Raw genomic sequence first — 24,327 nt, 5'->3', positions numbered from 1 at the left:
CAGGGCAGGTGAAGCGGTCAGGGCAGGCGGAGCAGGGTCGGGGCGTGGTGACGGGTCGCGAAGTCGTGCAGGCGGGCGCGGGTCGCCGCGGCGGCGGGTGGGTCGGTCTCGGCCAGCGGGCCGACCGCCAGCGCCAGCGTGATGACCTCGTCGGTCACGTCGGTCATCCGGGCGTAGCTGGCCGCCGCCGAGCGCAGCAGGGCCGCCGCGGTTGGGGCGTCCCCGGCGTGCCGGGCCAGCGTGGCGTCGGCGACCTGACCGGCGGCGTCAGCCCACGGGGTCATCCGGGGCGCCCGGTCGAGCATCTGCCGGACCAGCCGCGCCGCGTCCGTGCCGAGCACCCCCGCGACGTGCCCGACGGCCGGCACCCACTCCGCGAACGGAATCATCCGGGTACGTCGCCAGTCCTCGTCCAGTTCGGTGAGCAGCGCCATCGCCTCGTCGCGGCGGCCCTGCACCGCCCGGCACAGGGCGGCGTGCGCCAGCGTGGAGCGCAGCACCCGGTGGAATCCGCTGCGCCGCGCCGCGACCAACGCCCGCTCGACCAGATCGCCACCCGTGCCAGCCGGCCCGGCAGTTCCGTCGGGCTCCGCAGCGCCGGCCAGCCCGCGCATCCACCCCGAGACCGCCACGATGTGCAGATCCCACTCCGCGGTCGGCCGGCGGGTCGACTCCGCCGCCATCGCCAGCGCCGCCGTCCAGTCACCCGCGTAGTACGACCGGGCCCACTGGTCGGCGAAGCTGGTGGCCAGGCTGTGCTCGCCGCCGAGGTCCAGGGTGAGTTGCTCGTCGACCAACCGGGCTGAGCCGGCCAGGTCGCCCTCCTCCTGCAACGCCCAGGCCAGGTTCTGCACCGCCCGGCGTCGGCTGGTCAGCCGCTCCACCCGGCAGTGCTCGGTCACCTCCGCCAGCTCCGGGAACGCCGCGGCGGAGCCGGCCAGGTAGCGCGCCACGGCCAGGGTGATCCGCGCGTTGGCCTGGACCTCGCGCAGCTGGAGCCGCTCGGCGAGGGACGCTGCCGCCCGCGCCGCAGTGCACGCCGGCTCGGTCTCCGCGTTCAGCATGTGCACCCGGGCCAGCTCCAGCAGGGCGCTCGCCTTCTCCTGACTGTCCGGTAGGTCGTTGTAGATGCCGATCGCCTGGTCCAGGTAGTGCAGGGTCTCCGACCGGTCGGCCCGACTCCACGCGGCGGTGGCGAGCAGCGTCCACGCGCGCGCCGCCCCCGTCCGGTCGCCGCTCGCGGTGAGCCGCTCGGCCAGCTGGGTGAGGGTGTCCGTGCCCCCGGCCACCAGGAAGGCGTCCCCGTCCCGATAGAACGCGAGCTCGGCGTCGAACAGTTCCAACGCCGGGTCCGGCCCGACGTCGAGCGCCAGTGCCCGGCCGACCAGCGCGGCGGCGGTGTCCAGCGCGTGCAGCTCGTACGCCCGGCGGGCCGCCCGGTGCAGCGCGGCCCGCGCCGCCGGGGCGTAGGGGGCGGTGTCCAGCCCGACGGTCCGGGCGATCTCGTGTGCCGCCCAGCGGTGGTTGGCCAGCACCTCGGCCAGGTCGTGCTGCCGGCCGTCGGCGAGCTGAGCCATCCAGTCCGCGGTGCGTTGGTGGCGCAGCACCCGCTCGGCCCGGGGCAGCCGCTGGTAGCAGACGTCGCGCACCAGGATGTGCCGGAACCGGTACTCGGACTGGCCGGGCATCGTCGAGGTGCTCTGCTCGTACACCAGGTCGCGGCGTTGCAGGCGGTCCAACGCGCGCTCCACCCACTCGACCGGTCGCCCCAGCGCCATCGCCACCGGCGCGGCCCAGAACACCACGCCGACCACCGCCGCGGCCTGGAGCACCGCCCGGTCGGCCGGGTCCAGCAGGTCGAGCCGGTTGGCGATGACCGCCTGCACCGTGCGGGGCATCTCCGCGCCACCGTCGAGGTCCGGGCGGGTGGCCGAATTGGCCGCGTCGAGCAGGCCGCCGTCCAGCAGCATCCGGGCGTACTCCTGGGCGTAGAGCGGGTTGCCGTCGGCGAACTCGATCAGCGGGGTACGCGAGGTGGTGGGCAACGTCGACTGACCGAGGAGCAGCGAGTAGAGCGTGTCGATGTCGGTGTCGTGCATCGGTGGCACCGAGATGGACATCGCGCCACTGATCGTGCCGGTCCAGGCCGGGTGCCGTTCCCGCAGCTCCGGCCGGGCGGTCGCGACGACCAGCAGCGGTACGCCGCGCGCTGTCGCGCCCAACTGCTCGACGAAGGCGAGCATCGCCTGGTCCGCCCAGTGCATGTCCTCGAAGGCCAGCACGGTCGGGCCGGTGGCCGCCAGGGCGAGCAGGAACCGCCGCCAGGCGGCCTCGGTCTCGCCGGGGGTGAGTCGCTCACCGGGTACGCCGATCAGCGGCCCGAGCGCCTCGGCCAGCCGGATCGCGTGCGGGTCGGCGAGCTCCGCCAGACGGGTGCGCAGCCGCTCGCGCAGCGCGCCCGGGTCGTCGACCTCCGGCACGCCCACCCAGGTCTTCACGATGTCCGACAGGGCGGCCCAGGTGACGTTCTCGCCGAACGGCGGGCACTGCCCGACGAGCCAGGTGATCGGTGGGCCGGGCAGGCTGCCGGCGTGCCGGGCCAGCTCGCGCAGCAGCCGGCTCTTGCCCACGCCCGCCGGGCCGAACACCGTCACCAACTGGGAGGTCCGCTCGGTCACCATCCGGTGCAGCGCGTTGACCAGCAGGCCACGCTCGTGCTCCCGGTCCACCATCGGGGTCAGCTCGGCACCGCGCGGGTCGCGGTGTGGGCGCACCTGGACGGCCAGCCAGATCCGGCTCACCGCGGAGCGGCCGCGCAGGGTGACCGGCGGTTGGTCGGCGTACTCCATCTCGTGTCGGGTGGCCGACCAGGTGCTCTCGTCGACGACGACTCCGCCCGACGGGGCGAACGCCTGCAGACGGGACGCGGTGTTGACCACATCTCCGGTCACGAAGGCCTGCCCACCGTCGCGGGTGGCGGAGAGGTCGACCAGGGCCTCGCCGGTCGCGATGCCGACCCGGAAGCCGAGCGGCGGCTGCGGACCGGCCGGCTGGCGGGCCAGGCTCCGCTGTAGCTCCAGACCGGCGCGGACACACCGCAACGCGTCGTTGTCGGTGGCCACCGGCGCGCCGAACAGCGCCATCGCCGCGTCACCGATGTACTTCTCGACCACCCCGCCGTACTGGTGCACGATCCGGCGCACCGTGGCGAAGTACGTCTGCTGCAGGCTGCGGGCCTGCTCCGGGTCGGCCCGCTCCGCGTACCTGGTGAAGTCCACGATGTCGACGAAGAGCACGCTGACCTGACGCCGGTCCTCCTGCACCACGACGACGTGGTCCCGCAGCGGTTGGCCGCAGCTGGTGCAGAAGTTGACCTCGGTGCTGTTGGTGTGCCCGCAGTGCGCACAGTTGATCCCGAGCGGCTGGCCGCACCCGCCGCAGAAGCGGTCGTCCGGCCCGGCCGCACGGGCGCAGTGTCCACACTTGAGGTCGATGGTCAGCTCCGTGGGCGAAAGAGGTCAGTATCGCGTCCGGCCTGCCCAGTCGGGTACCCGACGTGCGGGCGGGCAACGTCATCGATCGGTCGGGGTTAGTGTTCCGTACCAGGAAGTTTCATGTCAGGGAGAGTGTCGTGCAGGTACGACTGTCCGCCTCGTGGACCGATCCGGGTGGCACGCTGTGGGCGCCGGGCGACACGGTCGACGTCGATGCGGTCACTCTCGCCGAACTGGAGGAGCAGGGCATGGTGGAAGAGCCTGAGGGTCAGTCGGGCGGGTCGGGGGAGACCACGACCACCTCGTCGAGCACGTCCACGGCCGGTAAGCCGACCGACCCGAAGAAGATCGGTCCGGGGCCGGGTGCGCCGCCGGCCGACAGCACGGAGAACTGATCGTCGGAGTGCGGCCGGCGGGCCACCGGTCCGCCGGCCGCACTCATCGGCAGCCTCACCCGTTGACCGCCGCGAACCTGCCCGGCGCCGGCAGCCGTAGCCCCAGGGCCCGGGTGAGCAGGGGAGCGACGATTGCCAGGGTGGCCAGCACACCCAACCCCGAGATGATCAGCACCCATCGTGGCCCGACCACCGCCAGCAGCGGTGCGCCGACGGCGTAGGCGAGGGCCTCCGCCGCGTACGGGAACATGTAGACGGTGCCGAACACCACGCCGAGCCGGTCGGCCGGCACGTTCTGCTGGATGAGGGTGTCGGCGGCGACGTTGTGCCAGCCCGCGCCGACACCGGCCACCGCCTGACCGGCGATGGCGAGCGCGATCACCGGGCTGAGGCCGGTGACCAGCGTTCCGGCACCGAGCGCGAGCAAGGCGCCGTAGAGGACCAGGTCCAAACGGATGCGTACGCCGGTTCTCGCCAGGCACAGGGGGCCGAGCACCATGCCGACGCCGTAGGCGGTGCCCAGCAGGCCGATCGTGACCTCGGTGGCGCCCAGTTCGGCGCGTCCGAGGGGGACGATGGCGAGGTTGTCGAGCGCGGCGAACGCCACCATCACCAGGAACCCGACCGAGACCGCGCGGACGACGCTGTGCCCCCGGACCACTCGCAGCCCTGCGCGCAGCACCGTGTGCAGTGGCTCGGGCCGGCGCGTGGCCCCGGTCGCGGAAAGCGTCCGGACTCCGCCGATCAGCAGCGCGGAGAGCACGAAGGTCGCCGCGTCCACCAGCAGCGTGGCGGTCAGCCCGATGCTCGCCAGCAGGAGGCCGCCGACGGCCGGTCCGGCGGCGATCCCGATGTTGACACCCGTGGCGAGTTGCGCGTTCGCCGCCGGCAGTTGCTCGCGTTCGACCAGGCGGGGGAGCAGGCTCCGACCGGCGGGAGTGAACGCGGTGGCGGCCGTGGTGGCCGCGGTGATCAGCGCCAACAGGACGGGCAGGGGTGGCGCGAGCAGCGCGACGGCGAGGTAGATCAACGCCTGGGCGGAGTCACAACCGATCATCAGTCGACGCTGGTCGAATCGGTCGGCCAGGGCGCCGAGTAACGGCCCGAACAGCCGGGGCACCGTCGACGCCAGCAGCAGCAGAGCGACCGCGCCGCCGCCGTGCCGGTCGTAGACCGCGATCAGCAGCGCTGTCCGGGCCAGCTGGTCGCCGACGTACGACACCAGGCGTGCCGACCAGTAACGACGAAATGCGACATTGCCGCGGAGTAATGACATGACCGGTGGCTCCTCACTGCTGCGGGTATGTCGGCACGGGCCCTGGAACAGGGGTCGGCGCGGCAACCTTGTCAGCGCGGTGTGGCGGCCAACAACCGCCCTTCAGCCAGTGATTCATGTCGATTTGTCCTATTTTGTCCCACCCCTCCACGTCGTAGCGTCCTCGGCAAGACAGACACGATCCATCGACCAGGGAGACGACATGGCAACCACGACAACGACCACCACGACCGCGAGCGGCTGGGCCGGGCCGGGCATCTGGGCTGGGCCGGGATTCTGGGCGGGACCGGGCTTCTGGGTGGGTCCCGGCTACCAGTCGGACGCGGCCCGCTGGCTCGGCCCGACCCGTTGGATCGGCCCGACCCGCTGAGCACGACGCGCTGAACCGCGAGAACGGTGACGCCGGCTGCCACTGGCAGCCGGCGCAGCCGTGCGTACGGATGGGAGGGTTGGCCGACGACGGCCGACGGGCGTCCCGATCGGACCCCCGAGGGGCGACGAAGCTGGGGCAGGCCGGACGGTCAGCGGTCGTTCATGCCGGCGCGGCGGCGTAGCGCGGCCACATCCGTCACCACGATCCGGCGGCCCTCGGTCCGCAGCCAGCCACGGCTCGCGAACGAGCCGATCGCCTGGTTGACGCTCTGCCGGGAACCACCGGCCATCTCGGCCAGTTGGCTCTGATTGAGCTCGATCGTGATCATCGGCGCCTGGCTCTCGCCGGCCAACCGGACCAGCGTCTTGGCCACCCGACCGGGCAGGTCGAGGAAGACGTGGTCGGCGTTCTGCTCGGTGAGCCGGCGGATCAGACCGCCCAGCGAGCGCATCACCGCGTCCAGGATGCGCGGGTTGGAGTGCACCAACTCCATGAACGCTCCCCGCGAGAGCGCGAGCGCCGCGCAGTCCTCGATGGCCTCCGCCGAGGCGGACCGGGTGGACGCGTCGAGCAGGGAGACCTCACCGAGCACGTCCGGTGGACGGATAACCGACAGCACGGCCCGCTCGCCGGTGGGTGCGGTGCGAAACACGGCCACCGCGCCACGGCGCAGCACGATCAGCGACTCGCCGGGGTCGTTCTCCACGAAGAGCAACTGCCCCTTGCGGTAGGTACGCGGAACGGCGGCAGCGATGACACGCTGCCGCACCTCGGGTTCCAACCCGGCGAACATCTCGACACCCGTGAGCGCGTCACCCGGCTCTGGCAGGCGAACATCCACGGCCCAACCCCTCCCCATGGACCACAACTCGCTCACCGGGCGAACCTGATGGGCCCCGACTAGGTGAACTGACACCAATTCGGCGTCCGGCAGCGGTACACATCAGATCATGACGGTCCGGTCGCTTGCTGTACACCCCTCGAAGCACTTCCGTGACCGTCACGAGCTGTGACGCGTCGTTCACGAGGTGTCGCCACGGCGAGGTTCACCTCGGGGTGGGCCCCGCCGGGCGGGGCCGGTCGGCGGTGGGCGAAGATGCCCGGAATGGTCTACCGCTACTTCTACGACTGCGAGTTCATCGAGGACGGCACGACCGTCGACCTCGTCTCGATCGGTGTCGTCGACGAGTACGGCCGCGAGTTCTACGCGGTCTCCACCGAGTTCGACGACTCCCGCGCCGTGCCCTGGGTCCGACGCAACGTGCTGGACAAGCTGCCCTCCCCGGCGGATCGGGCCTGGCGCTCCCGTGAGCGCATCCGTGACGACCTGTACGACTTCCTTATCGAGCCGATCCGGGACCGGCCGGGGGAGCAGTTGGAACTGTGGGCCTGGTTCGCCGCGTACGACCACGTGGTGCTCGCCCAGCTCTGGGGTGCGATGCCGGCGCTGCCCCGCGAGATTCCCCGCTACACCAAGGAACTGCGGCAACTCTGGGACGACCGGGGTAGGCCGACCCTGCCGGACGCGGACTCGGCCCGGCACGACGCCCTGGTCGACGCGCGGCACAACCTGGCCCGCTGGCGGGCGATGACCGCCCGGTGAGTGGAGCCACGCCACCGCAGGTTTGACCGGTTCTGTCCCGGGCACGGTTCGACCAGCCGAGCCGAGGGAGATTGCCATGAGCGACCAGCCGACCAGCGCCGCGCAGGCACGCGCCCGGGTCACCGAGTTGGCCCGGACGGCGCGGATCTGCATGCTCACCACGACCGCTCTGGACGGGCGGCAGGTGAGTCGACCCATGGGGCTGCAGGAGGCCGAGTTCGACGGCGACCTGTGGTTCTTCGCCCACGCCGACTCGGCCAAGGTCCGCCAGATCCGGGTGAACCCGGAGGTCAACGTCGCCTTCTCCGACCAGCGGCACAACGCGTGGGTGTCGATCTCCGGCACCGCCACCGAGGGGTTCGACCGGGACCGCGCCGAGCAGCTGTGGAACCCGCTGCTCACGGCGTGGTTCCCCGAGGGGCTGGACACCCCCGGCCTCAGGTTGATCAAGGTGCACACCAGTTCCGCCGAGTACTGGGACTCGCCGAGCAGCACCGTGGTGAACCTGTTCGGTTACGCGAAGGCGGCGGTCACCGGCCGGCCGCCGAAGGCCGGCGAGAACCACGAGGTGACCTACTGACCGGGGGCGGGTGGCCGGGGCGCGCTGTCGCCGTACCGGCGGGCCGACTACAGTGCGCAGTGACGGCCCGCCCCGGGCCGGCAACGGCGCCGATGGTCTGACCTGACACATACCCTGGGGCATTTCGGGCTTTACCTGATGCTCCAGGAGGATGAGCGGATCATGCGTATCGGCGTGCTCACCGGCGGCGGCGACTGCCCCGGTCTCAACGCGGTCATCCGGGCGGTGGTCCGCAAGGGCGTCGCCACTTACGGTCACGAGTTCGTGGGCTTCCGGGATGGCTGGAAGGGCCCGCTGGAGGGTCTGTCCCGTCCGCTGGGGATCGCCGACGTCCGCGGCATCCTGCCCCGCGGCGGCACCATCCTCGGCTCGTCCCGGACCAACCCGTTCAAGATCGAGAACGGCGTCGAGCGGATCAAGGACAACCTCGCCGCCCAGGGCGTGGACGCGCTGATCGCGATCGGCGGCGAGGACACCCTCGGCGTGGCCACCAAGCTGCACGAGCTGGGCGTCAACGTCGTCGGCGTGCCGAAGACGATCGACAACGACCTCGGCGCCACCGACTACACCTTCGGCTTCGACACCGCGGTCAACATCGCGATGGAGGCCATCGACCGGCTGCACACCACCGCGGAGAGCCACCACCGCACCCTGGTCGTCGAGGTGATGGGCCGGCACGCCGGCTGGATCGCCCTGCACGCCGGCCTCGCCGGCGGCGCCAACGTGATCCTGCTGCCCGAGCGTCAGTTCGACGTCGACCAGGTGGCCGGCTACGTCGAGAAGCGCTTCCAGCACCAGTACGCGCCGATCGTCGTGGTCGCCGAGGGCGCCCAGCCGCTCGACGGCCAGATGGTCCTCGCCAACCAGGAGCTCGACTCGTTCGGCCACGTCCGCCTCGGCGGCATCGGCCAGTGGCTCGCCGAGCAGCTGGAGGCCAAGACCGGCAAGGAGGCCCGCACCGTGGTGCTGGGCCACATCCAGCGCGGTGGCACCCCGACCGCCTTCGACCGGGTCCTCGCCACCCGCCTGGGCCTGCAGGCCATCGACGCCGTCAACGACGGCGACTGGGGCAAGATGGTCGCGATGCAGAGCACCGACATCGTCCGGGTGCCCCTCGCCGAGGCCACCCGCGAGCTGAAGACCGTGCCGCTGGAGCGGTACGCCGAGGCCGAGGTCTTCTTCGGTAGCTGATCGATCGTCGGTGGCGCGGCGGGCCTGCGGGTCCGCCGCGCCACGACCCGATGCGAGGGGGTACGGGCCGACATGTCAGCCGGAGTGCACACGGTCGCGGTGATCGGCGCGGGCAAGATCGGTGAGCTGATGCTCTCCGGGCTGCTGCGCTCAGGGTGGCCGGTGGACCGGCTGCTGGCCACCGCCCGCCGGCCCGCTCGCGCCGAGGAGTTGACCGCCCGCTACGGCGTACGGGTGGTCGACAACCTGACCGCGGTGGACGAGGCAGCGGTGCTCGCGGTCTCGGTGAAGCCGCAGGACGCTGCCGCCCTGCTCGACGAGATCGGCCCCAAGGTGCCGGCCGACAAACTCGTCATCTCGCTCTGCGCCGGTCTGCCCACCAGCTTCTTCAACCGCCGGTTGCCCGACGGCACCCCGGTGGTGCGGGTGATGACCAACACCCCGGCGCTGGTCGACGAGGCGATGACCGCGATCTCCGCCGGCGCGTACGCCACCGGGGCACACCTGACGTTGGCCGAGGAGATGTTCAAGCCGCTCGGCCAGACGATCCGCGTGCCCGAGTCGCAGCAGGACGCGGTCACCGCGCTCTCCGGCTCCGGCCCGGCCTACTTCTACCTGCTGGTCGAAGCCATGATCGACGCGGGAATCCTGCTCGGGCTGCCCCGCCAGGTGGCGCACGAGTTGATCGTGCAGACCGCGATCGGGTCGGCAGTGATGCTGCGCGACTCCGGCGAGCACCCGGTCAAGCTGCGCGAGGCGGTCACCTCGCCGGCCGGCACCACCATCTCCGCGATCCGTGAGCTGGAGAAGCACGGCGTACGCGCGGCGCTGCTCGCCGCGCTGGAAGCCGCCCGGGACCGCGCCCGCGAGCTGGCAGCCCAGGCGGACTGAGCGTTCCGGCGCGCTGCGCTGAGGCGTTCCGGGCGCGTTGCGCCGACTTAGTTCCGAGCGCGTCGCGCTGAAGCGTTCGGGGCGCGTTGCGCTGAGGCGTTCGGGGCATGTCGCGCGGGGGTGCGTGCCGCATACTGGCCCGGTGTTCACACTCGCCCAGGCCCGGCACCTGGTGGCCACTCTGCAGCCGCGCATCGACGAGCTGATCCGGGTTCGGGCCGACCTGGCCGAGCTGCGCGTCGACCTGGCCGACCACGGCGTGAGCGCCCTCGGCGGGCTGGCCGAGGTGAAGGCGCTGGAGGCTGGGCTGCACGCCGTCGTCGACGAGCTGCACCAGCACAACATCCAGGTCAAGGGCATCGCGCCGGTGCTGCTCGACTTCCCTGGCGAGCGGGCCGGCCGCGCCGTGCTCTGGTGCTGGTTGGAGGGCGACTCCGACGTGCGCTGGTACCACCGGGCCGAGTGCGGCTTCGCCGGCCGCCGCCCCGTCTGACCCGCAGCCCTCCCGCGCGCCGCCCGTGGTCTCGCGCCGCCAGTGGTCTCGCGCACTCTCGTGCGCGCTCACCCCTTGATCGACTCGGGTTCATGAAAGGCGCGGTATCCAAGGGCGCGGGACACCCCGATTTCCGTGAAACCGAGTCGATCAAGGGGTGTGAAGCCGAGTGAATCAAGGAGATCGCGGGCTCAGCCTGCCGCGGACGACGGCAGGACCGGGTCGGAGGCCTCGGTCACCGCGAACACCACCACGTTGTCGACGTAGTGCCCCCGCCGCCGGTCGAAGTCGCCCCCGCAGGTGACCAGGCGCAGCTCCGCCCCGGGGGTCGGCCCGTAGACCACGGCCGTCGGAAACCGATCCTTGCGGGTACGCAGCGACCCGGTCACCCGGAACGACAACCGCTGCCCGCCGCGCCACACCTCCACCAGGTCGCCGGGCCGTAGCTCACCGAGCCGGGCGAAGACCGCCGGGCCGCGTCGTGAGTCCAGATGCCCGGCGAAGACGGCCGGGCCGGTGTCGCCGGGGGACGGGCCACCGCCGTACCAGCCAACGGTGTCGAAGTCGCCCGGCGGGATCAGCGTCCCGGCGCGGTCCAGACCCAGCACGGTGAGCGGTGAGTCGACGCCGATGCGCGGTACGCGTACCCGCGTGGGTGGACCGTGTGGCGTGGGCGCGGCGGCCACCGACGGGCAGTCGTCGCCGCAGCCGGGGTGCCAGCTCGCCACCGGTGGTGGCGGGCCGGTGGCGAGCAACCCGCCCCCGGGGCCGGCGGCCAGCCCGACCCCGGGGCCGGCGGCCAGCCCGACCCCGGTGCCGGCGGCCAGGCAGACCGCCGCGCCGGCCGCGACCAGCGCGGCCAGCGGTACCCGGCGGTCGCGGTGCCGCCGGATCGACGGGCCCGGTCCGGTGCTCACCAGGTGGTGCGCCGCCGACGCCAGAGCAGCAGGGCCACCGCGCCGGCCGCCGCGGCCAGACCGCCGACCACCAGGGGGTACGCGTCGAGCCCGGCCCCGGCGATGCCACCAGCACCGGTGTCCACCCCGCCGGCCGGGACGACGGTGCCGCCCTCGGCGTCGCGGCGCAGCTCGGCGGTGAGCCCGCCCTGCCGTGCGTCGAGCACCAGCAGCGAGTAGACCGCGCCGCCGGTGAGCCGCACCTCGGCGTCGGCGCTCGGGCCACCGGCACCCGTCAGCTTCAGCCGCCAACTGCCCGGCTCGACCTGCTGGTAGTCGGTCGTGGTGGCGAACTGCACCCCGTTGGCGATCATCGGGCCGTCGGCGGCGGCCACGTCGAGCACCGGGGTCCGCACCGACGCCTGCACGACCCGCACCTTGGCGCGGCCGTTGGTGGGGGCGCTGAGATCGTCGGTGAGCACCCGCAGGCCAAGGTCGGCGTGCCGACCGACACCGGCCACCGTGAAGGCGTCGCCGCTGGTCACCGCGACCTCGGTGGTGAGCACCGGGGGATCGCTGGCGGGCGCGCCGGCCTCCCGCATGGCCACCGCGTACCGGCCCGGAGCGAGTTCGAGGTAGTCGGAGACCACGCCGTAACCGACCCCCGGGAAGACCTGCGGTTTCGCCGAGCCGGGCGCGGCCAGGTAGACGTCCACCGCCGGGGTGTCCGGGGAGAGGTGAGCGAGCCGGACGTACCCGACGGTGTCCGCGCCGGGCGCGGCGGTGGCCGGAACCGGAAAGGCGGCGGCGAGGGCGGCGGTGAGCAGGAGTACGCCGGAGCCGGCCAGCAGCCGGCGGGGCGCGGTACGGAGCGTGTGCATGTCGCCTCCGGAAGCACGTTCGGTGAGCGGGCGGCAACCCAGAGACACAGGGTCCCGTGAACAGGACTGCGGCGCAAGTTGCCACAGCGGGTGTTTCTTGGTGCCGTCCCGGCTGTGCTGTCTCCTGCTGTCGGCGGGCGACGCCCGCTACCGGACGGCGAGGAAGCCGAACAGGTCGGGCACGCCACCCGGTCCGGCCTCGACCACCCGGACCAGCCGGAGGCCGGCGGCCACTGTCGCGGTGAGCAGATCGGCGAGCGGCACGTGCCAGGCGCCGACCCGCGCCCGGACGCCCTGCGTGTTCCAGCTGTCGAAGCTCAGCGCCCGTTCGGCGTAGCGCTCGTCGACGACCACGCGCGGATGCTGACTCCAGTCGGCGAACGCGCCAACGAAACACGGGTGCACGCCCACGTGCACGAACCGCCCGCCGGGGCGCAGCACCCGGGCCACCTCGCGCAGCACGGCCGGATAGTCGGGCAGGTCGGTGCTGGCCAGCACGCACATCGCCGCCGGCAGCGACGCGTCGCCGACCGGTAGGGCGATCGCGTCGCCCCTGGCCACCGGCAGGCGGCCGTTCGCGTGCCGCAGCTGCCCACCGGACAGGTCCACGCCCACCGGCGTCCAACCCAGACCCGCCGGGACCGAGGCGTGCGCACCGGTGCCGCAGCAGATGTCGAGACAGGGCCCCTCGCCCGTGCCGAGCAGGTCCGCCACCGTCGCGTGCACCCGCCGGAGATAGTCGCCGCCGCCCGAGATGAAGCCCTCGTACCAGTCCGCGTGCGCGTCGTACGCGGCGCTCCTCGTCGCCCCCATTCGCTGAGGCTACGAACCGACACCGAAGCCGCGACACCCGTTCTTCCGAGGGCAGAACCTGGGGCTGGCCGGTCGTTTGCGTGCGCTCACCAGTGGTTAATGAACCGCAATGACGGCGGTTGTCGATGCGGACGGCATCCGATACCGGCGCTCCCGTAGTCGGGTGCTGGCCCGGGTGGCCTGCGCGGGAGTGGTGGTTCTGCCGGCCTTCGCGTTGCTCTGCGTTGCGTTCGGCAAGCCCTGGTACGACCCGCTTCCGCACGGGCCGATACTTCTGCTGGCGGCGGTCCGCTTCCCCTTGCAGCTGCGGCGTCAGGGCGGGCTGTCGCTACGGGCCGTCGCGGACCATCGTCGTCACCTATTCTCGGTCGATGCGGGATCGCCAGGTGGCGCTGGCGTGGGCGGCCTTCGTCGTCGTCGCGCTGGTGTCCTGTGTGCTCGTTCTGCGCCGTCCGGATCGCCTCTCCGACCTGCACATCTACTACGGCGCGCTGTCCGACCTGCACGCCGGTCGGCCGTTGTACGGCTTCGAGGCGGCCAACGGCGGTCCGTTCACCTATCCGCCGTTCGCCGCGCTCGTGCTGGGGCCGATCACCGCCGTGCCGGAGGGCATCCTGCAGGGAATCTGGCTGGTGGCGACGTGCGCGGCGGTCGTCGCCATCGCCGGGACGGTCGGTGTCGCGCTGACCACCCGGCAGCCCCGGCGACCGCTCGTGATGGCGGTGGCGGCCACGGTGCTGATGCTCTCCGCACCGGTGCAGAGCAATCTGCGCTTCGGCCAGGTCAGCATCTTCATCGTGCTGATGGCCCTGCTCGACGGGGTGGGCCTGGTCCCGCCCCGGCTGCGCGGGGTGCTGGTCGGGGTCGCCTCGGCGATCAAGCTGACCCCGTTGCTGTTCGTCGTCTACTTCCTCGCCACCGGCCGCTACCGCGACGCGGGCCGCGCCGTGGCGACATTCCTGGCCTGCGCGGGGCTCGCCGGGATCGTGCTGCCCGGCGAGAGTTGGACATACTGGACCGAGGCGGTCCGGCAGACCTCACGGATCGGCAATCTGGCGTCACTGGGTAACCAGTCCGTGCACGGCATGCTGCTACGCGTCGGCGTGGACGAGGCGGCGTTGCCAGTGCTCTGGGCCACCCTGGTGGCGTTCGTCTGCGTGGCGGCCCTGCTGCGGGCGCGACAGTTGACGCGACAGGGCCGCGGCGGGCACGCGGCGGTGCTCGTCGGCTGCGCCACCGTCGCCGCGTCCCCGGTGTCCTGGACCCACCACCAGGTGTGGCCGGTGCTCGCGGCGATGCTGCTGATCGGCGCGTCCGGCATCACCCAGCGGGTGGCCGGGGGAGCGCTGCTGGCCGCCATGGTCGTCTCGTTGGGCGCGGTGCTCAGCCCGGTGTCGACGCGGCCGGGGGTGCAGTTCCTCTTCGAGAACGCCCGCGCGATCGGGGTGCTCCTGCTGTGCCTGGTCGGCTTCGGTGGCGTCGCGGTCGCCGCCGCCCGAACGCACCGGCGACCGGCGGGCCGACGGGGCTGGTTGCGGGTGGGCGTGACGGCCACCGTGGCTGTCGCGTTCTTCGCGGTACAACCGTTGCCCGCCGGTGCCGACCCGACCTTCAAGGCGTACGCCCTCGACGACGTGGTCAACCCGCGATACTTCTTCGTCTGCCGGGGCCCGGTCGAGTGCGCCGCCTACGGCACGGACGCGCCGGTCACCTTCGGCACCCGGGCCGAGAGGACCAAGGTGCGGGTCAACGGGGTGGTCTCCCCGCAGGTGACCAGGCTGGAGTACTTCTCCGCCCCGGGTGGGCCGCCCCGGGTCATTCCGCTGCTCGACGCGTACCCGGGGAGCCGGACGTTCTCGTTCCGCTCGGCCAGCATGGCGCAGGGCCGGCTCGTCGCGTACGACGCGGACGGGCGGCCGATCGCCAGCTACGACGACGAACTCGCCGCCGCCCTCCGCGGTGGGCGGGAGGCCGGCCGTTAGGCGGCTCGCCGCCGCCCTCCGCGCGAGGACCAGGTAGTCGGTCGCGGGAGGGCGGCGGCGGTTGGTCAGCGGGTGGCGGCGGCCAGGGCGGAACGCAGCTTCGCGGCGTCGCCGGTGGCCGGGTGCTCCCAGTCGGTCGGGCTGGCGGAGTAGAGCGTGCCGTACGCCGGGGTGTCCGGCTGGTAGCGCCACCCCTCGGCCAGCGGGCCGACATCCACCGCGTCGTAGCCGATCCGGTCGAGGAAGGTGGTCACCTCGGCCTTCGCGGCGGCGTCGTCACCGGCGATCGCGAGGGCGCTGCGGTCGGCCGCACCGGATGGTCGGGGGAGCGCGGCCAGGCCCTTGAAGTAGATGTTGTTGAAGACCTTGACCACCCGCGAGTTTGGCAGGTGCCGCTGGAGCAGCTCGCTGCTGGTGATCTCGCCCGAGTCCAGCTCGGGGAAGGCGCCGTCGCGCTGCGGGTAGTAGTTGTTGGTGTCGATGACGACCTTGCCGGCCAGCGGTTCGACGGGCACCGCCCGGTACGCCTTCAGCGGCACACTGACCACCACCAGGTCACCGACCTGCGCCGCGTCCTGCGTGGTGCCGGCGCTGGCGTGCTCGCCCAGGGTCTCGACCAGGTCGGTGAGGGTTTCCGGGCCTCGCGAGTTGCTCAGCACCACGTCGTAGCCGGCGTCGACGGCCAGCCGGGCCACGGTCCCGCCGATGTTGCCACTGCCGATCAGTCCCACAGTTGTCATGTTCGTTCCCAACTTCGTCCACCCACGACGAATTCCCGACCAGCTTGGTGGGTTATTCCGGTCACCCGCCTCCTGCGCCACCCCTGCCCAACGTACTGCCCGCGCTGCGCACCCGACGGCGGCTCGAACGTGTTGATCAAGAGGTTTGCGTCAGCACCGGGCCCGATGCTGACGCAAACCTCTTGATCAAGGCAGGTGGGGGCAGCGTGGGTGGCGGTGGGGTGGGTGGCGGCAACGCGGGTGGGGTCAGGCTGGGGTCGGGAGGGTTTTCTCGATGGCCGCGCGCAGGTCGCTGGAGTCGGGCTCGACCGTGGGGGCGAACCGGGCGGCGACCGAGCCGTCCGGGGCCACCAGGAACTTCTCGAAGTTCCAGCGCACATCACCGGTGTGCCCGTCGGCGTCCGGGGTGTCCACGAGCGCGGCGTAGAGCGGGTGCCGGTCGGGGCCGTTGACGTCGACCTTCTCGGTCAGCGGGAAGGTGACCCCGTAGTTGACCTGGCAGAAGTCACTGATCTCGGCGGCGCTGCCCGGCTCCTGCCCGGCGAACTGGTTGCACGGGACGCCGAGCACCACCAGGCCCCGGTCGGCGTAGGAGTCGGCGAGCGTCTGGAGGCCGGCGTACTGGGGGGTGAGGCCGCAGCGGGAGGCCACGTTGACGACCAGCATCGCCTTGCCGCGGTGGCGGGCCAGGTCGGCGGGGCCGCCGTTGAGGGCGTCGATCGGGATGTCGAAGACGGTCATGGGCCGAGGCTACGCGCCGGCCGGGCGTCGACCGGGGGTGGGCGTGGCGTACGCACTCCGTGCACCAGGAGAAATCGAAACATGCACATCTTGACGAACTGATGACGCCGTGAGTACGGTCTCACCATCTCTTTTGGAAGGTTTCCTAACAGTTCGGGAGACGCCTCATGAAAAGATCGCTCCGCCGGGCCCTCTGGGCCGGTGCCGTGGTCGCCCTGACCGTCGCAGCGGTGCCGGTCACCACCGCGTTCGGCGCCGGCACGGTCACCACCACCTTCACCAAGGCGCAGGACTGGGGGACCGGTCACGAGGCGAAGGTGACCGTCACCAACGGTTCCAGCGCCACGGTCGCCACCTGGCGCATCGAGTTCGACCTGCCGTCGGGCACCACCATCACCAGCGCGTGGGACGCCGACGTCACCAGCAGCGGCAGCCACTACGTCGCGGTCAAGAAGAGCTGGGCCGGCAGCCTCGCCCCCGGCGCCTCGTTCAGTTGGGGCTACAACGGCAGCGGCGCCTACAAGGCACCGCTGAACTGCACCATCAACGGTGTCGCGTGCGGCGGCGGGACGACTCCGCCGACCACGACTCCGCCGACGACCACCCCACCGACGACGACCCCGCCCACCACACCACCCACCACGCCGCCGCCGACCACCAACCCGCCGAACCCGGGCGGCAAGAAGATCGTCGGCTACTTCGCCGAGTGGGGCGTCTACGGGCGCAACTACCACGTCAAGAACATCCAGACCAGCGGCTCGGCCGCCAAGCTGACCCACATCCTGTACGCCTTCGGCAACACCACCGGCGGCCGTTGCGCCATCGGTGACAGCTACGCCGACTACGAGAAGGCGTACACCGCGGCGGAGAGCGTGGACGGCGTCGCCGACACGTGGGACCAGCCGCTACGCGGCAGCTTCAACCAACTGCGCAAGCTCAAGCAACTCAACCCGCACCTCAAGGTGATCTGGTCGTTCGGTGGCTGGACCTGGTCCGGCGGCTTCACCCAGGCCGCGCAGAACCCGGCCGCGTTCGCCGAGAGCTGCTACAACCTGGTCGAGGACCCGCGCTGGGCGGACGTCTTCGACGGCATCGACGTCGACTGGGAGTACCCCAACGCCTGCGGTCTGAGCTGTGACACCAGCGGCCCGAACGCGTTCAAGAACGTGATCAGCGCGTTGCGGTCGAGGTTCGGGTCCAGCGCCCTGGTCACCGCCGCCATCACCGCGGACGGCAGCAACGGCGGCAAGATCGACGCCACCGACTACGCCGGGGCGATCGGCAACCTCAACTGGCTGATGCCCATGACCTACGACTACTTCGGCGCCTTCGCCGCCCAGGGTCCGACGGCACCGCACTCCCCGCTCACCTCGTACACCGGCATCCCACAGCAGGGCTTCAACTCCGACGCGGCGATCCAGAAGCTCAAGAGCAAGGGCATCCCGGCCAACAAGCTGCTGCTCGGCATCGGCTTCTACGGTCGCGGGTGGACCGGTGTCACCCAGGCCGCTCCGGGCGGCAGCGCCACCGGCGCGGCACCCGGCACCTACGAGGCGGGCATCGAGGACTACAAGGTCCTCAAGAACACCTGCCCGGCCACCGGCACCGTCGGCGGCACCGCGTACGCCAAGTGCGGCAGCAACTGGTGGAGCTACGACACCCCGTCGACCATCAACGGCAAGATGACGTACGCGAACAACCAGGGCCTCGGTGGCGCGTTCTTCTGGGAGCTCTCCGGTGACACGAGCAACGGCGAACTCATCGGCGCCATCAAGGGCGGTCTCGGCTGAGCCGACGGCCGACGCACCACCCACACGGCGGGGAGGGGCCCGCACCGTCCCTTCCCGCCCGTGACGCAGCGGCCCGGTCGACGTCCGACGTCGACCGGGCCGCCGCCGTTGGGTTCAGTCAGCTCGATGTGGCAGACTCGCGGCTCGGCACGTTTCGATCTCACCGTCGACGGAGGTGATCATGCGCCCGACCCATCGCACGCTGGCGGCGACCGCCGCCGGGCTGGTGTTGCTGCCGGTCGCCCTGGTCGGTTGCGGGATCGGTGGTGGGGGCGAGAAAGAGTCGGCCACCGGGCCGGCCCGAGCCCCCGCCGAGGAGGCCACCGCCCGCTCCCGTGAGCGGGTGCAGGCGTACCTCGACGCCATGGCGGCCAAGGATGTCGCCGCCGGGCGCAGCCAGCTCTGCGCGCTGCTGCACGACGGCTTCGACCTGGGTGCCACCGGCCCCAACGGTGACTTCGCCGACCACTTCAAGGTCCCCGAGGCGACCATCACCGACATCCGGCCCGGTCCGCTCGGGCAGCAGGTCAGCGTCTCGGTCTCGGTCGCGGTCGGCAAGCGCACCGTCACCCGGCCGTTGGTCTTCACCGTCACCAGGGACGGAAGCGACTGGTGCATCGCCGGGGAAGCGCCGGGCGCCGGCTCGACCGCCAGCCCGAGGCCGAACGATGCGGTCGTCCCCTCGCCCGCATCCTGACCAGCGCCCGGCGGATTGATCTCCCATCTGCCGGAACCATCCCCCTCGCCGCCCGGGCATCCCGGCCGTCGCCGTACGCTTTCTGTCATGCGCCATGAGTGGCACCAGCTGAGCCATCCCGGGGTGGGCAGCCCCGGCCTGCAGACCAGCCGACCGACCGTCGACTCCGCCGAGGACGCCGCGCTCGGCCTGGACCGATGGCGGGAGCTGCCCCGCGAGCAGATCCCGCCGTGGTCCGACCCGGCCGCCGTGGCCGAGGTCTGCAAGGTTCTCGACACCGTGCCCTCGGTCGTCGCGCCCTACGAGGTCGACCAGCTGCGGCAGAAGCTCGCCCTGGTCTGCGAGGGCAAGGCGTTCCTGTTGCAGGGCGGCGACTGCGCCGAGACGTTCGCGGACAACACCGAGAGTCACCTGCTGGCCAACGCCCGCACCCTGCTCCAGATGGCGATCGTGCTCACGTACGGCGCGTCGCTGCCGGTGGTCAAGGTCGCCCGGGTCGCCGGGCAGTACACCAAGCCCCGCTCGCTGCCGACTGACGCTCGCGGGCTACCCGCGTACCGTGGCGACATGATCAACTCGCTGGAGGCCGACCCGGCCGCCCGGGTCGCCGACCCGCAGCGCATGATCCGCGCGTACGCCAACTCGGCGGCGGCCATGAACATGCTCCGGGCGTACCTCGCTGGCGGGCTCGCCGACCTGCACGCCGTGCACGACTGGAACAAGGGCTTCGTGAAGAACTCCCCGGCGGGGGAGCGCTACGAGGCGATCGCCCGGGAGATCGACCGGGCGCTGGCCTTCATCCGGGCCTGCGGCATGACCGACGACGAGGCGCTGCGCACCGTCACGCTCTACTGCTCCCACGAGGCCCTCGCCCTGGAGTACGACCGGGCGCTCACCCGGGTCTCCGACCGTCGGGCGTACGGGCTCTCCGGGCACTTCCTCTGGATCGGTGAGCGCACCCGGCAGATCACCGGCGCGCACATCGACTTCATCTCCCGCATCGCCAACCCGATCGGGGTGAAGCTCGGCCCGACCACCTCCCCCGACGAGGCGATCGAGCTGTGCGAGAAGCTCAACCCGGACAACATCCCCGGCCGACTCACCCTGATCAGCCGGATGGGCAACCACCGCGTACGCGACGCCCTGCCGCCGATCGTCGCCAAAGTCACCGCCGCGGGGGCCAAGGTGGTCTGGCAGTGCGACCCGATGCACGGCAACACGCACGAGTCGTCCAACGGCTACAAGACCCGGCACTTCGACCGCATCGTCGACGAGGTGCTGGGCTACTTCGAGGTGCACCGGGGCCTCGACACCCACCCCGGTGGCCTGCACGTCGAGTTGACCGGCGAGGACGTCACCGAATGCCTCGGCGGCGCCCAGGGCATCGAGGATCTCGACCTGCCCGACCGGTACGAAACCGCCTGCGACCCGCGACTGAACACTCAGCAGTCGCTGGAGTTGGCCTTCCTGGTAGCGGAGATGTTGCGTGGCTGATCTTGTTGACCTGCGGTCCGACACGGTGACCCGGCCGACCGCCGGGATGCGGGAGGCGATGGCCAGCGCCGAGGTCGGTGACGACGTCTACGGCGAGGATCCGAGCGTCAACGCCCTCGAAGCCGAGGTCGCCGCCCTGTTCGGGCACGAGGCGGCGCTGTTCGCCCCGAGTGGGTCCATGGCCAATCAGATCGCTCTGCAACTGCTGGTGTCACCCGGCGACGAGTTGCTCTGTGACGCCGACGCGCACGTGGTCACGTACGAGATCGGTGCCGCGGCCGCGTACGGCGGGATCTCCTCGCGGACCTGGCCGGCGGTGGGCGCGGACATCGACCCGGAGATGGTGGCCGGGATGATCCGGCCGGACGGCTACTTCGCCGTCCCCACCCGCGCGATCGCCGTCGAGCAGACCCACAATCGCGGTGGCGGCGGGGTGATTCCGTTGGCCACCCTGCGGGATCTGCGCGGGGTCGCCGACGAGGCGGGCGTCGCACTGCACTGCGACGGCGCCCGGATCTGGCACGCGCACGTCGCCGACCAGGTGCCGCTGATCGAGTACGGTCGGCTCTTCGACACGCTGTCGGTGTGCCTCTCCAAGGGGCTCGGCGCGCCGGTCGGTTCGGTGGTGGTGGGCAGCGCTGACAAGATCGAACGGGCCCGGGTGATCCGTAAGCGGATGGGCGGTGGCATGCGCCAGGCCGGCATTCTCGCCGCCGCCGGCCGGTACGCGCTCGCCCAGCACATCGACCGGTTGGCCGACGACCACGCGAAGGCGGCCCGGCTCGCCGAGGCGGTCGCGCCGTTCGGCGTGTTGGCCACCACGGTTCGCACCAATCTGGTCGCGCTGGACCTCACCAAGCACACCCTGGACGCACGGGCCCTGGCCGCCGCGGCGCGGGCCGAGGGCGTACTGATCTCGGTGCTCGGCCCCCGCACCGCCCGCCTGGTCACCCACCTGGGCGTCAGCGACGCGGACATCGACCGCGCCGTCGCAGCCCTACCCCGCATCCTGGCCAACGCCTGACCCCCACCCACCTCGGTGATCAAAAGGTTTGCGTCAGGTTCCGGCCTGCGGGTGACGCAAACCTCTTGATCAACCTGGTGGGGTTCCCGGTGGGGTCTGGTGGGGTTCCGGTCAGGGGTGGGACAGGCGGGTGAGGGTGCTGATGTCGGCGGCGTGGCCGATGTGCTTCTCGCTGGGGGTCTCCACGACGATCGGGACGCCGGCGGTTGCCGGGTGGGCCATCAGCTCGGCGAAGGCCGGCTCGCCGATGGTGCCCTTGCCGATGTTCTCGTGCCGATCCCGGGTGGAACCGCACAGATCCTTCGAGTCGTTGGCGTGGATCAGCCGCAGCCGGTCCGCACCGACCGTGGCCACCAGGGTGTCCAGGGTCGCCGTCATGCCGCCCTCCGCCGCCAGGTCGTGGCCGGCCGCCCAGGCGTGGCAGGTGTCGAAGCAGACTCCGAGCATGGGGTGCCCGTCCACCGCGTCCAGGTAGGGCCCCAGCTGCTCCACCCGGGAGGCGAGGGACCGGCCTCCGCCCGCGCTCGGCTCGACCAGCAACATCGGCCCGCCAGCGTCGGCGGCCCAGTCGAGCAGCGGCAGCAACGCCTGGCGGACCTGCCGCATCGCCGCCTCGGCGTGCCCCTCGTCCACCGAACTGCCCGCGTGGAACACCACCCCCCGCGCGCCGATAGCCACGCCCCGACGTAGCGCGTGCGCCAGCGTCTGGGTCGACTTCTCGACTGTGGCCGGGGTGGGCGAGCCGAGGTTGACCAGCAGCGCGGCGTGGATGAACGCGGGAATGCCCCGCTCGGCGCAACCGTCGCGGAACAGGGCGTCCTGCCCGGGGTCGCCGGGGGGCAGTGCCCAGCCCCGCGAGTTGGAGACGTAGACCTGCACCACCCGCGCGCCGGTCGCGTCGACGTACGGCAGGGCGGCCTTCGCCAGCCCACCCGAGGTCGGAGTGTGCGCGCCCACCGGACGCGTGGAGACCGCCGGCATCAGAAGCACGTCAGGATGACCGGGGTGCCCGGAGCCACCTGCGAGTTCTCGCCCGGAAGCTGGACCCGGACCACGGCGTTCGGGTTGACCGCCACCGTCACCGGGAAGCCCTGGCTCTCCAACGCCTGCTTGGCCTGCTGGCACGGCAGGTCGATCATCCGCGGCATGACGATCAGCGGTGGCCCCTTGCTGACGTCCAGCTTGACCTGGGCGCCCTTCTCCACGCCGGCGCCATCGGCCGGGCTCTGGCCGAGGATCTCGTCCTTCGGCTTGTCGGAGTCCTTGTAGGTCTCCACCAGTTCCAGATTGAGCTGGGCCAGGGTCGTCCGGGCCTCGGTCAGGCTCTTGCCGACCAGGTTCGGCACCGTCACCGGCGCCCTGCCCCGGCTCAGAATGAGGGTGATCTTCGTGCCTGGTTTGACCTCGGCGCCCACCTTGGGGGAGCTGTCCAGCACGACCCCGGCCGGCAGGGTGTCGTCGTAGCGGGCGGTGCCCTTGGCCACCACCAGCTTCGCGTTGAGCAGGTCCGCCTCGGCGAGCTCGAACTCCTTGCCGATCACGTCCGGTACGGGGAAGCGCTCCGGGCCGAGGGAGAGGGTCAGGGTGATCGTGCCACCCTTGACGATCTTGGCGGCGGACGCCGGGCTCTGCCCCAGCACGCTGTCCTTCGGGGCCTTCTCGTCGAAACGCGGCTGAGCGTACTTGAGGACGAGCCCAGCACGGTCGGCCCGCGCCTGCGCCTCGGCCTTGCTCAGGCTCACCAGCTGCGGGGCGTCCGTGTAGCGGCCGACACCGAACCACCAGCCGCCGATCGCGGCCACCAGGCCCAGCGTCACCACCACAGCCGCCACGGCCAGTCGGCCACTGGGGTTGCTCAGCACCGTGCCGCGCAGTGCGGCGAGCCGCGCGCCCAGGCCCTCCGCCGGCTCCGGGGCGGCCCGACGCCGGCCCGGAGCCTGGCTGCTGGCCCCCTCGGGCAGTCGTGCCCACGCCGGGCGGTGGGGCGGCTGGACCGTCGAGACCATCATGGTCGGCTGGGAGAGCGACGGCTCGCCGCTGACCGGGCGGAGCACGGCGGTGTGGCTGTTGGCGTCGCCCAGCCGATCCCGGGCGACCTGCACCTCGGCCAACAATGCGCCGGCGTCGGCGGGTCGCGCGCCGGGATCACGCCGAGTGGCCCGCTGAACCAGGGTGTCGAGGACCGACGGCAGGCCCGGCACCAGCGTCGAGGGGGCCGGCACATCGCGGTCGACGTGCTGCCAGGCGACGTCCACCGGGCGGTCCCCGTCGTACGGCACGCGGCCGGTGAGCATCTCGAACAGCACGATGCCGGCCGAGTAGACGTCGGTGCGCGGGTCGGCGCGGCCCTCGGTGACGAGCTCCGGGGCGACGTACGCCACGGTGGCCATCAGCTGGTTGCCCTGCTCCTCGTCGGCGCTCGCCTCGACCGCCCGGGCCAGCCCGAAGTCGGCCACCTTCACGACGCTGTCGACCAGGTTGGCGACGCCGCCGGTGGGCGCCTCCGCGACCAGCACGTTCTCCGGTTTGACGTCGCGGTGCACGAGACCGGCCCGGTGCGCGGCGGCGATCGCGGCGAGCATCTGCTCGGTGATGGCCAACGCCTCGTCCGGGTTGAGTCGGCGTCGCTCGGCCAGCACGTCGCGCAGCGTGCGACCGCGGACGTACTCCATCACCAGGTACGGCAGGCCGGCGTGCGTGCCCTGGTCGTAGACCGCCACCACGTTCGGGTGGGTCAGCCGGGCGATGGTCTTCGCCTCGTCGGTGAACCGCGCCACGAAGTTGGCGATCCGGGCCCGTGCCTCACTTGCCTGGGTCGGGTGAATGATCTTGACAGCGACGGTGCGCTCAAGGCGCTCGTCGGTGGCGGTGTACACGGTCGCCATGCCACCACGGGCCACGCGACCGCGAATGCGGTAGCGCCCGTCGATCAGCGAGCCCAGCAACGTGTCGGCGACCTGAGTGTCCATCGGC

At 71.9% G+C, this 24,327-nt stretch carries 22 protein-coding genes; 12 read left to right on the top strand and 10 right to left on the bottom strand.

Going from position 1 to position 24,327, the window contains the following annotated elements; translation table 11 throughout:
• Positions 1-17: 17 nt before the first annotated feature.
• Positions 18-3,494: an AAA family ATPase gene (locus tag EV382_RS16765; RefSeq protein WP_130403045.1), complete on the bottom strand. Its 3,477-nt coding sequence runs from the start codon at positions 3,492-3,494 to the stop codon at positions 18-20.
• A 137-nt stretch (positions 3,495-3,631) separates the two neighbouring features.
• On the opposite strand from EV382_RS16765, the gene EV382_RS16760 reads away from it, so the two are divergent.
• Complete coding sequence (locus EV382_RS16760) at positions 3,632-3,889, top strand: hypothetical protein (protein ID WP_130403043.1); 258 nt, start codon at positions 3,632-3,634, stop codon at positions 3,887-3,889.
• Between the two features lie 55 nt (positions 3,890-3,944).
• On the opposite strand, the gene EV382_RS16755 is transcribed toward EV382_RS16760, so the two are convergent.
• On the bottom strand, positions 3,945-5,165 hold the full coding sequence (locus EV382_RS16755; RefSeq protein ID WP_130403041.1) for an MFS transporter: 1,221 nt from the start codon (positions 5,163-5,165) through the stop codon (positions 3,945-3,947).
• A 202-nt stretch (positions 5,166-5,367) separates the two neighbouring features.
• Here EV382_RS16755 and EV382_RS32770 point away from each other — a divergent pair, with 202 nt between their 5' ends.
• Positions 5,368-5,535, top strand: coding sequence for a hypothetical protein (locus tag EV382_RS32770; protein WP_165435807.1), 168 nt, complete (start codon positions 5,368-5,370; stop codon positions 5,533-5,535).
• 151 nt (positions 5,536-5,686) lie between these two features.
• Here the strand turns inward: EV382_RS32770 and EV382_RS16750 are convergent, their stop codons facing one another.
• Positions 5,687-6,379 carry a Crp/Fnr family transcriptional regulator gene (locus tag EV382_RS16750; protein WP_130403039.1) on the bottom strand — a complete coding sequence of 231 codons (693 nt, stop codon included), beginning with the start codon at positions 6,377-6,379 and terminating at the stop codon, positions 5,687-5,689.
• A 264-nt stretch (positions 6,380-6,643) separates the two neighbouring features.
• Between EV382_RS16750 and EV382_RS16745 the strand changes: the two genes are divergently transcribed.
• The 5 genes from EV382_RS16745 to EV382_RS16725 all read left to right on the top strand — a co-directional run bounded on the left by EV382_RS16745 (position 6,644) and on the right by EV382_RS16725 (position 10,296).
• Positions 6,644-7,141 (top strand): polyadenylate-specific 3'-exoribonuclease AS, encoded by a 498-nt coding sequence (locus EV382_RS16745; protein WP_130408895.1) that lies wholly within the window; start codon positions 6,644-6,646, stop codon positions 7,139-7,141.
• Positions 7,142-7,217: 76 nt separating this feature from the next.
• Positions 7,218-7,721, top strand: a complete 504-nt coding sequence (locus tag EV382_RS16740; RefSeq protein WP_130403037.1) for a pyridoxamine 5'-phosphate oxidase family protein — start codon at positions 7,218-7,220, stop codon at positions 7,719-7,721.
• Positions 7,722-7,883: 162 nt separating this feature from the next.
• Entirely contained in the window at positions 7,884-8,912 is a 1,029-nt protein-coding gene (locus EV382_RS16735) for a 6-phosphofructokinase (protein ID WP_130408893.1), read from the top strand.
• 72 nt (positions 8,913-8,984) lie between these two features.
• Complete coding sequence (gene proC, locus EV382_RS16730) at positions 8,985-9,803, top strand: pyrroline-5-carboxylate reductase (RefSeq protein WP_130403034.1); 819 nt, start codon at positions 8,985-8,987, stop codon at positions 9,801-9,803.
• A 142-nt stretch (positions 9,804-9,945) separates the two neighbouring features.
• On the top strand, positions 9,946-10,296 hold the full coding sequence (locus EV382_RS16725; protein ID WP_130403032.1) for a DUF2203 domain-containing protein: 351 nt from the start codon (positions 9,946-9,948) through the stop codon (positions 10,294-10,296).
• Between the two features lie 191 nt (positions 10,297-10,487).
• Here EV382_RS16725 and EV382_RS16720 read toward each other — a convergent pair whose 3' ends face one another.
• From EV382_RS16720 to EV382_RS16710, 3 genes are all read right to left on the bottom strand, one after another.
• Entirely contained in the window at positions 10,488-11,213 is a 726-nt protein-coding gene (locus EV382_RS16720; protein WP_244236725.1) for a class F sortase, read from the bottom strand.
• Positions 11,210-12,073: a DUF4397 domain-containing protein gene (locus EV382_RS16715; protein WP_130403030.1), complete on the bottom strand. Its 864-nt coding sequence runs from the start codon at positions 12,071-12,073 to the stop codon at positions 11,210-11,212. The genes EV382_RS16720 and EV382_RS16715 overlap by 4 nt, the downstream gene beginning before the upstream one ends.
• Positions 12,074-12,220: 147 nt before the next feature.
• Positions 12,221-12,886, bottom strand: a complete 666-nt coding sequence (locus EV382_RS16710; RefSeq protein WP_130403028.1) for a class I SAM-dependent methyltransferase — start codon at positions 12,884-12,886, stop codon at positions 12,221-12,223.
• 371 nt (positions 12,887-13,257) lie between these two features.
• Between EV382_RS16710 and EV382_RS16705 the strand changes: the two genes are divergently transcribed.
• Positions 13,258-14,868, top strand: coding sequence for a glycosyltransferase 87 family protein (locus EV382_RS16705; protein ID WP_165435806.1), 1,611 nt, complete (start codon positions 13,258-13,260; stop codon positions 14,866-14,868).
• Between the two features lie 65 nt (positions 14,869-14,933).
• On the opposite strand, the gene EV382_RS16700 is transcribed toward EV382_RS16705, so the two are convergent.
• Together EV382_RS16700 and EV382_RS16695 are read right to left on the bottom strand one after the other, a co-directional pair.
• Positions 14,934-15,608, bottom strand: a complete 675-nt coding sequence (locus EV382_RS16700) for an NADPH-dependent F420 reductase (RefSeq protein ID WP_130403024.1) — start codon at positions 15,606-15,608, stop codon at positions 14,934-14,936.
• Positions 15,609-15,854: 246 nt separating this feature from the next.
• A complete protein-coding gene (locus tag EV382_RS16695) occupies positions 15,855-16,349 on the bottom strand; it encodes a glutathione peroxidase (protein WP_130403022.1) in 495 nt (164 codons plus the stop codon).
• Between the two features lie 167 nt (positions 16,350-16,516).
• Here EV382_RS16695 and EV382_RS16690 point away from each other — a divergent pair, with 167 nt between their 5' ends.
• The 4 genes from EV382_RS16690 (at position 16,517) to EV382_RS16675 (ending at position 21,354) form a co-directional block, all read left to right on the top strand.
• A complete protein-coding gene (locus tag EV382_RS16690; RefSeq protein ID WP_130403020.1) occupies positions 16,517-18,139 on the top strand; it encodes a glycosyl hydrolase family 18 protein in 1,623 nt (540 codons plus the stop codon).
• 181 nt (positions 18,140-18,320) lie between these two features.
• Positions 18,321-18,836, top strand: coding sequence for a nuclear transport factor 2 family protein (locus EV382_RS16685; protein ID WP_130403018.1), 516 nt, complete (start codon positions 18,321-18,323; stop codon positions 18,834-18,836).
• Positions 18,837-18,923: 87 nt separating this feature from the next.
• Positions 18,924-20,330, top strand: a complete 1,407-nt coding sequence (locus tag EV382_RS16680; protein ID WP_130403016.1) for a class II 3-deoxy-7-phosphoheptulonate synthase — start codon at positions 18,924-18,926, stop codon at positions 20,328-20,330.
• Complete coding sequence (locus EV382_RS16675) at positions 20,323-21,354, top strand: threonine aldolase family protein (protein WP_130403014.1); 1,032 nt, start codon at positions 20,323-20,325, stop codon at positions 21,352-21,354. The genes EV382_RS16680 and EV382_RS16675 overlap by 8 nt, the downstream gene beginning before the upstream one ends.
• Positions 21,355-21,465: 111 nt before the next feature.
• Here EV382_RS16675 and EV382_RS16670 read toward each other — a convergent pair whose 3' ends face one another.
• Entirely contained in the window at positions 21,466-22,335 is an 870-nt protein-coding gene (locus tag EV382_RS16670; RefSeq protein ID WP_130403012.1) for a deoxyribonuclease IV, read from the bottom strand.
• Positions 22,335-24,323: a Stk1 family PASTA domain-containing Ser/Thr kinase gene (pknB, locus tag EV382_RS16665; protein WP_130403010.1), complete on the bottom strand. Its 1,989-nt coding sequence runs from the start codon at positions 24,321-24,323 to the stop codon at positions 22,335-22,337. The genes EV382_RS16670 and pknB overlap by 1 nt, the downstream gene beginning before the upstream one ends.
• Between the last annotated feature and the right edge of the window lie 4 nt (positions 24,324-24,327).

The sequence above is a fragment of the Micromonospora violae genome (genome assembly GCF_004217135.1).
In the GTDB taxonomy this organism is placed as follows: Bacteria; Actinomycetota; Actinomycetes; order Mycobacteriales; family Micromonosporaceae; genus Micromonospora; species Micromonospora violae.
Note: the sequence above shows the minus strand (reverse complement) of the source record. Positions and strands in the feature narration are given on the sequence as shown.

Coding starts and splice junctions, on each gene's coding strand:
- EV382_RS16755 (WP_130403041.1), bottom strand. CDS start 5,165: ATGTCATTACTCCGCGGCAATGTCGCATTTCGTCGTTACTGGTCGGCA.
- EV382_RS32770 (WP_165435807.1), top strand. CDS start 5,368: ATGGCAACCACGACAACGACCACCACGACCGCGAGCGGCTGGGCCGGG.
- EV382_RS16745 (WP_130408895.1), top strand. CDS start 6,644: ATGGTCTACCGCTACTTCTACGACTGCGAGTTCATCGAGGACGGCACG.
- EV382_RS16740 (WP_130403037.1), top strand. CDS start 7,218: ATGAGCGACCAGCCGACCAGCGCCGCGCAGGCACGCGCCCGGGTCACC.
- EV382_RS16735 (WP_130408893.1), top strand. CDS start 7,884: ATGCGTATCGGCGTGCTCACCGGCGGCGGCGACTGCCCCGGTCTCAAC.
- proC (WP_130403034.1), top strand. CDS start 8,985: ATGTCAGCCGGAGTGCACACGGTCGCGGTGATCGGCGCGGGCAAGATC.
- EV382_RS16715 (WP_130403030.1), bottom strand. CDS start 12,073: ATGCACACGCTCCGTACCGCGCCCCGCCGGCTGCTGGCCGGCTCCGGC.
- EV382_RS16710 (WP_130403028.1), bottom strand. CDS start 12,886: ATGGGGGCGACGAGGAGCGCCGCGTACGACGCGCACGCGGACTGGTAC.
- EV382_RS16705 (WP_165435806.1), top strand. CDS start 13,258: ATGCGGGATCGCCAGGTGGCGCTGGCGTGGGCGGCCTTCGTCGTCGTC.
- EV382_RS16700 (WP_130403024.1), bottom strand. CDS start 15,608: ATGACAACTGTGGGACTGATCGGCAGTGGCAACATCGGCGGGACCGTG.
- EV382_RS16695 (WP_130403022.1), bottom strand. CDS start 16,349: ATGACCGTCTTCGACATCCCGATCGACGCCCTCAACGGCGGCCCCGCC.
- EV382_RS16690 (WP_130403020.1), top strand. CDS start 16,517: ATGAAAAGATCGCTCCGCCGGGCCCTCTGGGCCGGTGCCGTGGTCGCC.
- EV382_RS16685 (WP_130403018.1), top strand. CDS start 18,321: ATGCGCCCGACCCATCGCACGCTGGCGGCGACCGCCGCCGGGCTGGTG.
- EV382_RS16680 (WP_130403016.1), top strand. CDS start 18,924: ATGCGCCATGAGTGGCACCAGCTGAGCCATCCCGGGGTGGGCAGCCCC.
- EV382_RS16670 (WP_130403012.1), bottom strand. CDS start 22,335: ATGCCGGCGGTCTCCACGCGTCCGGTGGGCGCGCACACTCCGACCTCG.
- pknB (WP_130403010.1), bottom strand. CDS start 24,323: ATGGACACTCAGGTCGCCGACACGTTGCTGGGCTCGCTGATCGACGGG.